At 71.0% G+C, this 12025-nt stretch carries 9 protein-coding genes; 5 read left to right on the forward strand and 4 right to left on the reverse strand.

The window, feature by feature from the left end; all coding sequences use genetic code 11:
• Positions 1–180 precede the first annotated feature (180 nt).
• The 4 genes from AB0D59_RS11170 to AB0D59_RS11185 all read left to right on the forward strand — a co-directional run bounded on the left by AB0D59_RS11170 (position 181) and on the right by AB0D59_RS11185 (position 6128).
• Positions 181–3294, forward strand: a complete 3114-nt coding sequence (locus tag AB0D59_RS11170; RefSeq protein WP_362563596.1) for a glycoside hydrolase family 2 TIM barrel-domain containing protein — start codon at positions 181–183, stop codon at positions 3292–3294.
• 115 nt (positions 3295–3409) lie between these two features.
• Positions 3410–3649, forward strand: a complete 240-nt coding sequence (locus AB0D59_RS11175) for a hypothetical protein (RefSeq protein WP_362563599.1) — start codon at positions 3410–3412, stop codon at positions 3647–3649.
• A gap of 3 nt (positions 3650–3652) precedes the next feature.
• Positions 3653–4030 carry a toxin Doc gene (locus AB0D59_RS11180; protein ID WP_362563602.1) on the forward strand — a complete coding sequence of 126 codons (378 nt, stop codon included), beginning with the start codon at positions 3653–3655 and terminating at the stop codon, positions 4028–4030.
• Between the two features lie 466 nt (positions 4031–4496).
• Positions 4497–6128 carry an RICIN domain-containing protein gene (locus tag AB0D59_RS11185; RefSeq protein WP_362563605.1) on the forward strand — a complete coding sequence of 544 codons (1632 nt, stop codon included), beginning with the start codon at positions 4497–4499 and terminating at the stop codon, positions 6126–6128.
• Positions 6129–6437: 309 nt separating this feature from the next.
• On the opposite strand, the gene AB0D59_RS11190 is transcribed toward AB0D59_RS11185, so the two are convergent.
• Together AB0D59_RS11190 and AB0D59_RS11195 are read right to left on the reverse strand one after the other, a co-directional pair.
• Positions 6438–8009 carry a cytosine permease gene (locus AB0D59_RS11190; protein WP_362563608.1) on the reverse strand — a complete coding sequence of 524 codons (1572 nt, stop codon included), beginning with the start codon at positions 8007–8009 and terminating at the stop codon, positions 6438–6440.
• A 247-nt stretch (positions 8010–8256) separates the two neighbouring features.
• The gene (locus tag AB0D59_RS11195; RefSeq protein ID WP_362563611.1) at positions 8257–8787 is read right to left on the reverse strand and encodes a hypothetical protein; all 531 of its coding nucleotides are present in this window, start codon (positions 8785–8787) and stop codon (positions 8257–8259) included.
• 323 nt (positions 8788–9110) lie between these two features.
• Between AB0D59_RS11195 and AB0D59_RS11200 the strand changes: the two genes are divergently transcribed.
• A complete protein-coding gene (locus AB0D59_RS11200) occupies positions 9111–9533 on the forward strand; it encodes a subtilase-type protease inhibitor (RefSeq protein WP_362563614.1) in 423 nt (140 codons plus the stop codon).
• Positions 9534–9666: 133 nt separating this feature from the next.
• Here AB0D59_RS11200 and AB0D59_RS11205 read toward each other — a convergent pair whose 3' ends face one another.
• Complete coding sequence (locus AB0D59_RS11205) at positions 9667–10050, reverse strand: STAS domain-containing protein (protein ID WP_362563617.1); 384 nt, start codon at positions 10048–10050, stop codon at positions 9667–9669.
• Between the two features lie 214 nt (positions 10051–10264).
• Positions 10265–11770: an MFS transporter gene (locus tag AB0D59_RS11210; RefSeq protein WP_362563619.1), complete on the reverse strand. Its 1506-nt coding sequence runs from the start codon at positions 11768–11770 to the stop codon at positions 10265–10267.
• Between the last annotated feature and the right edge of the window lie 255 nt (positions 11771–12025).

The raw sequence follows: 12025 nt of genomic DNA on the forward strand, positions 1-12025 counted from the left end.
GCGGCCCGCTCGGACGGGACCGGTCCCGTCCGGGGAACCGAACGGGGACCGGCCGACGGGACGAAAGTCATGGCTCACTGCCTCCGGACCCTTGACGACGGTAAGTGGCACGCCGTCAGAATCTGTTTGTTCGCGATCAGTTGTGAGTAGTTCTGGGCCCTGATGAGGGAGAGCCGCACCATGACGGTCACTCGCAGATCGGTTCTTGCAGCCGCCACGACAGCCCCGACGGCCGGTGCCCTGCTGGGCGCCCCGGGCGCCTGGGCGGCCCCGGAGGCGGATACGGCCACGCAGGTCACCGGGCGCCGCACGGTCGCCCTGCGGGACGGCTGGCGGTTCGCGCTGGTCGACCCCGGCGGGATCACCGACCCGACCGGCGCCTACGCGGGCGCCGCCGACCCCGGGTACGACGACTCGGCCTGGCGCCAGGTCGCCGTACCGCACGACTGGAGCATCGAGCAGACCCCCACCACCGACCACGGCACCACCAGCGGCACCGGCTTCTTCCCGGGCGGCCTCGGCTGGTACCGGCTCGCCTTCACCCTGCCGCCCGGCTACGCCGGCAAACGGGTCTCGGTGGAGTTCGACGGCGTCTACATGGACTCGTACGTCTACTGCAACGGCACCGAGGTCGGCCGCCACCCCTACGGGTACACCGGCTTCGCCTTCGACCTCACCGGGCTGCTGCACACCGACGGCAGCACCGAGAACGTCCTCGCGGTCAAGGTGCAGAACCAGCTGCCCAGCAGCCGCTGGTACTCGGGCAGCGGCATCTACCGCGAGGCCCGCCTGGTGGTGACCGACCCCGTGCACGTGGCGCGCTGGGGGACGTATGTCACCACACCGGACATCACCGCCGAGCGGGCCGTGGTACGGGTGCGGACGGCGGTCGTCGACGAGTTCGGGGAGGGCGCGGACGTCACGGTCGTCTCCCGGATCGCCGGCCCCGACGGCCGTACGGTCGCCCGTACGTCCTCCACGGTCACCGTCGGCGGCTTCGGCTCCGGCTCCGGTGAGGCCGCCGAGACCCATGAACTGACCGTCGAAAGACCGAAGTTGTGGTCCATCGAGGCCCCGCACCGCTATACCCTGCACACCGAACTCCGGGTCGGCGGCACCACCACCGACACCTACCGGACGGTCTTCGGCATCCGCGGTTACCGCTTCGACCCCGACGAGGGCTTCTCCCTCAACGGCGTGCACACCAAGATCAAGGGCGTCGACCTCCACCACGACCAGGGCGCCCTCGGCGCGGCGATCAGCGCCGACGCGGTGCGCCGGCAGATGGCCATCATGAAGTCGATGGGCGTCAACGCCTTCCGCACCTCGCACAACCCGCCCTCACCGCAGATGATCGAGGTCTGCGAGGAACTGGGCATCGTGATGATGGTGGAGGCCTTCGACTGCTGGCGGACCGGCAAGACCACGTACGACTACGGCCGGTTCTTCGACGAGTGGTGCGAGAGCGACGCCACCGAGATGGTTCTCGCGGCCCGCAACTCGCCCGCCGTCGTACTGTGGTCCATCGGCAACGAGATCCCCGACTCCACCTCCACCGCCGGCCTGGCCATGGCCGACCGGATCATCGCCGCCGTCAAGGCCGCCGACGACACCCGCCCCCTGGTCATCGGCTCCGACAAGTACCGCGGTGTGCCGAAGCAGGGCTCCGCCGCCGACCTGATGCTGGCCAAGCTCGACGGACTCGGCCTCAACTACAACACCGCCAAGTCCGTGGACGCCCTGCACGCGGCCTACCCGCACCTCTTCCTCTTCGAGTCCGAGTCCTCCTCGGAGACCTCGACCCGAGGCGCGTACCAGGAGCCGGAACACCTGAACACGGGGGAGAACCACACGCCCGGCCGCCGTGCGACCTCGTCGTACGACAACAACCTGGCCTCCTGGACGATGAGCGGCGAGTACGGTCACAAGAAGGACCGGGACCGGAAGTGGTTCGCGGGCCAGTTCCTGTGGTCGGGCATCGACTACATCGGCGAGCCGACGCCGTACAACGTGTTCCCGGTCAAGGCGTCCTTCTTCGGCGCGGTCGACACGGCCGGCTTCCCGAAGGACATGTACCACCTCTTCCGCAGCCAGTGGGTGAGCGAGCCCATGGTGCATCTGGTGCCGATGAGCTGGAACCACGAGGCGGGGGACACGGTCGAGGTGTGGGCGTACGCCAATGTGCCCTCCGTCGAGCTGTTCCTGAACGGAAAGTCCCTGGGAGTGCGGGAGTTCGACACCAAGACGACGACGGACGGCCGCACCTACCTGGAGACCACCGAGGCCACCGGCGACGACAAGACCTTCACCACCGGCGCCTACCCCGGCAGTTACACCAGCCCGAACGGCAGCGCGGGCAAACTGCACCTGACCTGGAAAGTGCCGTACCGGCCAGGCGAGTTGAAAGCCGTGGCCCGACGGGAGGGCAAGGTGGTCGCGACCGACGTCCTGCGCACCGCCGGCGCCCCGCACGCCGTTCGCCTCACCGCCGACCGCACGTCCCTGGCCGCCGACGGGCGGTCACTGGTCTTCGTGACCGCCGAGATCGTCGACGCGCACGGTGTGGTGGTGCCCGACGCCGAGCACCTCGTCTCCTTCGCCGTTTCCGGCGGCTCGCTCGCCGGGCTCGACAACGGCCGGGAGGAGAGTGCCGAGCGCTACCAGGCCAGCACCCGAACCGCCTTCCACGGCAAGGCGCTCGCCATCGTCCGTGCCGGCACGGAGCCGGGCGCCCTCAGGGTGACCGGACGAGCGGACGGCCTGCGCAGGGACACCGTCACCGTCCGTACCGCCCCCGCCCGCGCGGCGGCGCGCACCCCCGCCCCCGACTTTGGCCCGGACCATCCGGTCCCGCCGAACTACCCTTACGCGGACGCCAGTTACTCGGGCCGTCCGGACACCCTCCCGGCCGCCGTGCTCGACGGCGACGCGGCCACCGGCTGGTCCAACGCCTTCGCCAAGTCGGCCACCGCCCTGCTGCCCGCGTTCAGCGGCGCCCGGACCGAGGACTGGGTGTCGGTCGACTTCGGACGCACCCGCACGTTCGACCGGGTGGACGTCTCCTTCACCGTGGACACGACCCACGCGCTGCCCGCGTCCGTCGAGGTGACGGTCTGGGACGGCACGGCATACCGGGCGGTGGAGGGTGCGACGGTGGACTGGGCCGGCGCCTCGGACACCCCGACCGTCATCACCTTCACCCGGGTACGCGGCTCCCGGCTCCGACTGACCCTGACCAGCGCCCATCCGGGGGAGACCTCGGGGGCGGTGCGGATCAGCCGGCTCGACATCTGACCCGACGGGCGCGGTTCGGACACCCGGCCACCGAGCCGCGCCCCGAGGTACCGCTGGATTCTGCTCTGACCTGCGGGTATTTACGGGTGAGTACCCGCGCGGTACCGTGAACGGCATGCCAGCTCTCAACGTGGAGTTCAGCGACCGCGAGCTAGAGGACCTGAGGCGGATGGCCAAGGAGCGCGGTACGTCCATGAAGGCCCTCGTCCGTGAGGCGGCCGCCGCCGACATCGCCCGGCACCGGGCGTTGGAGGAGGGGGCGGAGGAGTTCCGCCGGTTCTTCACCGCGCACGCCGCCGAGTTCGCGGCCGCGTTCCCCGACGACGAGCCGTCCGCGAAGGGCGAGGCCGCCTGAGCCATGCCGCCGGTCATCCACATCGACGTGCCCTGGCTCCTGCAGCGCCATGAGGAAGTGCTGCCGGACCAGCCCACCGTCGACGATTTCTCCGCACTGGTCGCCGCCGTCGCCCGGCACCGGGTCGACCCGCCCCGGCTCGGTGTGGACTCCGACCCGGCCTGGCGGGCCGCCGCCCTGCTGCACACCCTCGCCCTGCTCAAGCCGCTGCCCGCGGCCAACGCCCGGTTCGCCTGCGCGACCGCCGTGGCCTACATGTTCGTCAGCGGTGTGGGCGTCAACCCGCCCTACGGCGCCCTCGTCGACCTTGCCCGCGACCTGATGGACGGCAAGAGCGACGTCTACGGGGCGGCGGACCGGCTCCGTTCCTGGCAGCTCTGACCCGCCCGGACCTGCGGGTAAAGCTGCCTCGGCGCCTTGGAGGCCGCCGGCCACGGGCGGGAGGAACGGGGCCGGCGACCTGTTTCGCGCAGAAGAGCCGCCGTTCTGCGCGGGGCCGTACGAGGAGGGCCGGTCACCAGTGGACTACCCACACGGGTGGGCCGGGAGCGTGCGCGCGGGACCGGAGTGGGCGCACCGTTCACACGGGGTGTGCGTAAAGGTGAATACGGCCGTGACAGGACAATGGCCACGGCCGTCTTTCTGACATTCTGTCAATGCTGTCGATGTTGTACAGGTGCCCTGTTGCTTGTGTGAGACTTGTGCGAGGGTGAATCATCCCCGCGGGGGGTAATGGCCAGGAACTATTCCGCAGTTGGGGAACGCGACCGACGCCATACCGGTCGATTCCCGCTCCCCGTACGCGCACCGAAGAGGTACGCACCACCGCACCAAAGGAATCCGCTCAGTGCCCACCCCCCACCCGCCTCGACCTCCCTATCCGCCGCCGGGCGGTGGTTCAGGGGAGTCCGACGAGTCCCTCGCCGCTCCGCTGCGCGCCGGATCCGACATCGAGGCCTCCCGATCCGCCGCGCTGCTCATGGCCCGGCACTGGCGTCCGGTACAGGAATACGCGGTCATCTGCCTGGCCGCCTCCGGGCCCGTCGCCCACATGGTCGCGGCCGCCGCCTTCCACCAGGTCCTCGACCGGGTGGCCCTGGGGGAGACCGCCGACGCGCTCCGGCCCCGGCTGCTGGTCTCCGTCCGTGACACGGTCGCCAACTGGTCGGCCGAGGACCGAATAGCGGAGGTTCTTCCGGACCTCGGGAAACCGGCCGGCGGCCGCGGCATGCGCGCCACGAAGTCCATGACTCCGGAAAACCGCACCCTCGCGGAGCGTTCATTCCTGGGGCTTCCGGTGCTCGCCCAGAGTCTGCTGTGGCACATCGAGGTCGAGGCGGAACCGATAACCGTACCGGCCGGTCTGTTGGGCATGGACACGGCAACCGCGGGCGCCGCTCTCGAAGACGCCCGGGAGAAATTCCGGGAGGGGTGTGTCCGCGCCCACCGGGAACTCGCGCCGTCCCAGGAGTGCCGCTACTACAACCGGCTGCTGGACGTTCCGCTGCGCCGTGGCGGCGCTCTGCTGCCGGATGTCCAGGAACATCTCGCACAGTGCCCGTACTGCCGGGCCGCCGCCGAACAACTCGGCCAGGTCGAGGGCGGCCTGGGGGCGCTGCTCGTCGAAGCGGTGCTCGGCTGGGGAGCCCGCCGGTACCTCGACTCGCGCCCGGGACGCAAGGGCGGTGAGTCGGAGCCCCGTACCCGTTCCGCCTCCCGGCGTTCCGGAGGCGGCCGCCGCCGCGCGACGGCGCGGAACCGGATCCTGGCCCGCATCACCGTGCCGGTGCGCCGCCCGCCGGGGTCCTGGTCGTCGAAGACACTGCTGACCAGCGTCGGCGTCGCCGGGGCGGGGCTGCTGGCCTCCGTCCTCGCCGTCAGCGCGCTGTCGGGCGGCGGCGACGGCAGCGACGCCGTGGCCTCCGCCGGCCTGGTGCCCGGCGATTCCGACCCCGAGGCCACGCCCACCTCCGGCACGGCCGCCGGGCTGCCCGCCGCCGACCACGAGACCCGGCTGCGCAACGTCGCCGCCCAGCTGTGCCTTGACATCAACGGTGCGCCGAAGGCCGGGGCGGGTGTCGTCCTGGCGGTGTGCTCCTCGTCCTCGACCCAGGAGTGGACGTACGAGAGCGACGGCGAGCTGCGCAGCGTGGCCGACCGCGGGCTGTGCCTGGACTCGCACGCGGACGGCGGGGTGGTCATCCTCGGCACCTGCGCGGACGCCGGTACCGAGCGCGGTGAGGACGTGCGCTACGACCTCACCGTCCAGGGCGAGTTGCTGCCCCGCTGGGACCAGACCCTCGCCCTCGCCACGGCCGGCGTGGACGCGGGCGCCGACGTCGTCGTGAAGGTCCGCGACCGCTCCAGCACCCAGCACTGGCTGACCGACCCGCCGGCCCCGTCCCAGAGCTCCAGCTCCCTCTCCATCGCCGGAACCGGCGCTCCTTCGGCCCAGCCGGCGGAGCTGTCCGGCAACTAGTGCCGTGACAGGCAACGTTCGCCCCGTCGCGACGCCCGGCACGCACTCTCGCCGCACCAGCCGAAGACCCAAGTACGTCCAGTACGAGGGCCTCCGTCCGGCACGCCGAGAGCACGCACCGGGCGCCGCTCCTTCACGGGCAAACGTTGCCTGCCACGGCACTAGTGCCGCACCAGGCCTGCCGCGGCACTGGACGCTTCGCTCAAGGCGCCGGGCCGGGCCGGCGGTCGCTCCGGGCGGCCGTGCCCCCGGCCCGGCGCACATCGGTACCGCACCGCGCCCCGACGGGGCGCGGTCGAGGAGCCGGCGTCAGCTCGCGGCGGTCGCCGTGGGCCGGGTGACGTCCGGTTCGCTGCCGGGGCCGGTGATCGGGGGCACCGGGACCTCGACGGTCGGGACCAGCCGGGGTCCCTGGGGACCGTAGGCCGCGCGCGGCTCGGGGAACAGCCGCAGCAGCGTCAGGAAGAGTACGGCGGCCACCGCGAGGGACAGCGGCAGGCTGATGTCGACCCCGCCCGCGAGGTCGCCCAGCGGGCCGACGAACTGGCCCGGGATGTTGGTGAACAGCACGCCGACCACCGCCGAGACCCACCAGGCCGTCATCCCGCGCCAGTTCCAGCCGTGCGAGAACCAGTAACGGCCGCCGCGCTGGCGGCGGTTGAAGACCTGCAGGGCGTCCGGGTCGTACCAGCCGCGCCGCGTCCAGAAGTCCAGCATCATCACCACCATCCACGGCGTGGTGCAGGTGATGATCATCGTGGCGAAGGTCGAGATCGACTGCACCAGGTCCAGGCCGAACCGGCCGATGAAGATGAACGCGATGGACAGCACGCCGACGAGCACGGTCGCCTGGACCCGCGACAGCCTCGGGAAGACCGAGGAGAAGTCCAGGCCGGTGCCGTACAGCGAGGTCGTGCCCGTCGACATGCCGCCGATCAGGGCGAGCAGACACACGGGCAGGAAGAACCAGCCGGGGGAGATGGCCAGCAGACCGCCGACGAAGTCCGGGGCCGCCGGGTCGACGTACTTCGGCGCCTTCGTGGCGATGATGCTCGCGGTGGCCAGGCCGAAGACGAACGGCAGCAGGGTCGCGATCTGGGAGAGGAGCGCGGCCCCGACCACCCGGCGGCGCGGCGCGTCGGCCGGGATGTAGCGCGACCAGTCACCGAGGAACGCCCCGAAGGACACCGGGTTGGACAGCACGATCAGCGCCGCGCCGATGAACGACGGCCAGAACGCCGGCTGGGACGCCTTCGTCGCCGCGTCCGCCGCGTCCGTGAACACACCGGCGTAGGACGGGTCGAAGTCCCCGGCGAACGCGATCGCGCCGAGCACGAACAGCACGCTCGCCGAGGCCACCGCGACCTTGTTGACGAACAGCATGAACCGGAAGCCGTACACGCACACCGCGAGGACCAGTACCGCGAAGAGCGTGTACGCGACGACGTACGAGAGTGTGGAGCGTTCCAGGCCGAACAGCCGGTGTGCGCCGCCGACCAGGGCGTCGCCGGAACTCCACACCGAGATGGAGAAGAACGCGATCGCCGTCAGGAGGGACAGGAACGAGCCGACCACGCGGCCGTGCACGCCGAGGTGGGCGGAGGACGAGACGGCGTTGTTGGTGCCGTTGACCGGGCCGAACACCGCCATCGGGCACAGGATCAGCGCGCCCGCCACCACCCCGAGCAGGGTGGCGGCCAGGCCCTGCCAGAAGGACAGGCCGAACAGGATCGGGAACGCGCCGAGCACACAGGTCGAGAAGGTGTTGGCACCGCCGAAGGCGAGCCGGAACAGGTCGAGCGGGCTCGCGGTGCGGTCCGCGTCGGGGATCCGCTCCACACCGTGGGCCTCGACTTCGGTGAGGGACGGCGCGGCGGGCACGGGAGCAGGCTGCGAGTGCTGCGAGTGCTGCGAGGACAAGGGGGCTCCAGCGGGGGACGGCGGTGGAGCGCGGGGTGGCGCGGCGACGAGCGGACGGCCGTCGGTGTCGCGGGGTTGTGCGACGGACCGGTGGCCGTCCCCGAGGGGGTTCTGCCGACGCCAGAGCCCGGGTCAGGCCGGCGACCAGAGGACTTTTCATCCAGCTTTCGCAGCGACAGTGGATGATTCGGCCATCACCCGGACGGTCTCAGTCCTGCTCGGCGTCCGGCCCCTGGGCCCGGACCCGCTCGACGTGCTCCAGCGAGTCGCGCAGTTCGGCCAGCCAGTCGTCGGTGTGCTTCTGGACCAGCCGCACGCACCAGGCCAGCGCCTCGCTGCGGCTGCGTGCCACACCCGCGGCGATCAGCGTGTCCAGCACCTGGCGCTCGGGCTGACGGAGCCGGGTCATCACCGGCGCGGCCACATGTGTGAACAGCGCCCGCTGCCCGGCGCACTCCACACCCCAGGCCACCTTGCGCCGGAACTGGTGCTCCGCCTCCCGGGCCACCCCGACCCGGGTCTCCCGGGTGCGCTCCCGGAACTCCTGGATCCGGCCCTCCACGGCGGCCTCCCGCTCGGCGTCCGAGACGCCCTCCGCCAGCTTGGGCCCGGGGATGCGCCCCACGACGGTGATCTCCTCGCGGTCCACCGTCACCTCGACCAGTTCCTCGAACAGGTCGTCGGGCAGTCGGCCGGCGAACCAGCCGCGCAGCTTCTCTCGTTGCTCTTGAGAAATCATGTAATGACGATTACTCCGTTGCATCCCAAAGGCAAGGGCTTGCGGTGAACTCCGCCGACAGCGGAAGCGGAATGTTTCAGGACGATTAACGAGGTGATGAGATCCGGCCATCCGGCCGTTTCGAGCGATCAAGAACCGCTCCGTTGCGCGGTCGACGCGCGTGAACTCCGTGACTTCACGCCACTGATTCAATACGCAAGGTTACTGAAACCTGTGGGTTCGATGTGTGTTTCGACGGCGGACTCGGCAGAGTGGCGCCCGCCGCCCCGGCACCCACCGGGCCGTGGACGGCACCCGTCGAATCAAGCGGAAGGATGCACACAATGCGAACCACCGCGCGCTGGGCAGCGACCCTCGGCCTCACGGCCGCCGCCGTCTGCGGACCCCTGACCGGGGCCGCCGTCGCCGCCCCGAGCTCGCTGTACGCGCCCTCGGCCCTGGTGCTCATCACCGGCCACGGCACCGACGCAGCCAGCGCCACGCCCGAACGCGCCGTCACCCTGAACTGCGCCCCGGCCGCGTCCGGAACCCACCCGGCGGCCGCCCAGGCCTGTGCCGAACTCAGCGGCGCCGGCGGCGACTTCGACGCCCTGGCGCCCAGAACCGACGTGTGGTGCACGAAGCTCTACGACCCCGTCGTGGTCACGGTCGAGGGCGTCTGGCAGGGCAAGCGCGTCTCCTACGAGCGCACCTTCGGCAACCAGTGCATGAGGGACGCCTACGGGGTGAGCGTCTTCTCCTTCTGAGCCCGGGATCGCACGGTCCTCGTGACTGCCGGAACAGGTCCGCAACTGGGGAGTGCGGCCCCTGGAACGGGGAACCTGCGATCTCGCACCGAGGGTCGGCGGGCGGTGTGGGGCTGCCCGCCGGCCCTCGGCATCAACGCCGCTCCCCGGAGCTCCCGTCCCGGGGAAACCCGGGGAGCGGCGGAAATCGCCCCAGCAGGCCCGCGGCCCTGAGCAGTCGCGGAACGCGGGGTCCCGCGCACACCAGCCGCAGCCGCCCGCCCCGCTCCCTGGCCCGGGCCTCGGCCCGGCACAGCACGCGCAGCCCCGAGCAGTCGAGAAAGTCCAGCCGCCGCAGATCGACGAGCACATCCGGCTCGGCCCCGGCGGTGGCCGCGAGCAGATGCTCGGCGACCAGCTCCCCGGTGGCGATGTCCACCTCGCCGATGACCTCGACGACGAGATAGGCCCCGCACCGGTGCGTCCGCGCGCAGGAGTTGGCGGCGGGCAGCCCGGGTTCGTCCGCTTCCGGTGTCATCTCTGCTCCCCCCGGCGCAGGGCGCGTACGGGACCGGTTGGTACCCGTCGGGAGCGCCTGCCATCCCTGAAGTGGGCGGCGCAAGATCATGTTCACTCGACTCAGTGAATTTCTCTCAAGTGGCTTGACTTGAAGCGCTTCGTGAAAGGCGAAGGGCCGCCGTCTCCCTGCTGACGGCGACCCCTCGGTCTTCGGCGGCTCTCCGAAGCTCACCTCACATGTGAACGACCGGCGCCGCGTCCGCGTCCTGCTGCGGAACTCCCTTGCGGAACAGCAGGAAGGCGATCACCGCACCCGCCGCGAACATGCCGGCCGACCACCAGAACGCGGTCGTGTAGCTCTCGATCGTCGCCTGGGCCTGCACCAGCTTGCTGGTCGCGTCCCGCCCGGCCAGGTAGTCCGTCGCCGCGCTCGCCGCGAGCGTGTTGAGCAGCGCCGTGCCGATCGAACCGCCCACCTGCTGCATGGCGTTGACCGTCGCGGAGGCGACGCCTGCCTCGTCGGCCGTCACCCCGCCCGTGGCCAGCTGCATGGACGCCGGCATGACCAGGCCGAGGCCGAGGCCGGTGATGATCAGCTGCGGGAGCACCGCGCTGACGTAGCTGGAGCCGACGCCGATCCCGGTCAGCCAGGCCATGCCGACCGCGGAGACCGCGAAGCCCAGCGGGACGACCGCCTTCGGGCCGATCCGCGGCACCAGGACCTGGGTGCCGACCTGTGCGGTCACCATCAGGGCGCCGATCATCGGCAGGAACGCCAGACCGGTCTTCGTCGGGCTGAAGCCGAGGTTGAGCTGGAGGTAGTAGGTGAGGAAGAGGAAGACGCCGAACATGCCGCCCGCGGAGATCAGCACGGCGAGGAACGAGGCCGCCCGGTTGCGTTCCAGCAGGATGCCCAGCGGCAGCAGCGGGAACTTGGCCTTGGTCTGCCACCAGGCGAAGGCCGCGAGGAGCACGACGCCGGCGAGCAGGAAGCCCCAGGTCAGCGGCGAGCCCCAGTCGTGCGTCTCGGCGTTGGAGAAGCCGTAGACCAGCGAGAACAGACCGGCTGCGACCAGGACCGTGCCCGGCACGTCCAGCTTCGCGTTCCCGGCGTCGCGGTGGTTGTGCAGCAGTGCCATGCCGCCCGCGAAGGCGACGACGGCGATCGCGACGTTCACGTACAGCGTCGAGCGCCAGTCGAACGTGTCGGTCAGGACACCACCGAGCAGCAGACCCACCGCGCCGCCGGCGCCGGCGATGGCGCCGTAGACGCTGAACGCCCTGGCGCGCTCACGGGCGTCGGTGAACGTGGTGTTGAGCAGCGAGAGCGCGGTCGGGGCGAGCAGCGCGCCGAAGGCACCCTGCAGGGCGCGCGCGGTCACCAGCATCCCGAAGCCGTTCGCGGCACCGCCGAGGGCCGACACGGCGGCGAAGCCGACGACTCCTATGAGGAAGGCGGTCTTGCGGCCGAACAGGTCGGCGATCCGGCCGCCGAGCAGCAGCAGGGAGGCGAAGGAGAGGGCGTACGCGGTGACGATCCACTGCCGGTTGCCGTCGGAGAATCCGAGGTCCGCCTGGGCGGACGGCAGGGCGATGTTCACGATGGTGGCATCGAGCACCACCATCAGCTGGGCGACGGCGATGACCGCGAGGATCCACCACCGCTTGGAGGAGGCGGCGGCCGGCGGTGCCTCCGTGGCACCGACGCGGACGTCGTCGGTCAGGGTCTTCTCAGACATGGGGGAACCACTCCAGGGAAGTCGTTCGGGATTTACCGAGAAACCGCGTCGGTACGACGGCCTTGCCCGGCTGCGAACGAAACGGTTTCGTACACATGGAGGGTAGAGCACTTCCAGCGAAACGGCAACGTTTCGCTGGGGGCGGGGATTGATCATGGGCGACGACAGGCTCGCGGTGGACGGCGCGGAGCTCTCCCGCGAGGTACGGGGCGCCGATCCGGCGCTGCTGATGATCAGCGCGGGCGGGGACGCGGG

Origin of the sequence: Streptomyces sp. NPDC048417, from assembly GCF_040651615.1 — a bacterium.
In the GTDB taxonomy this organism is placed as follows: Bacteria; Actinomycetota; Actinomycetes; order Streptomycetales; family Streptomycetaceae; genus Streptomyces.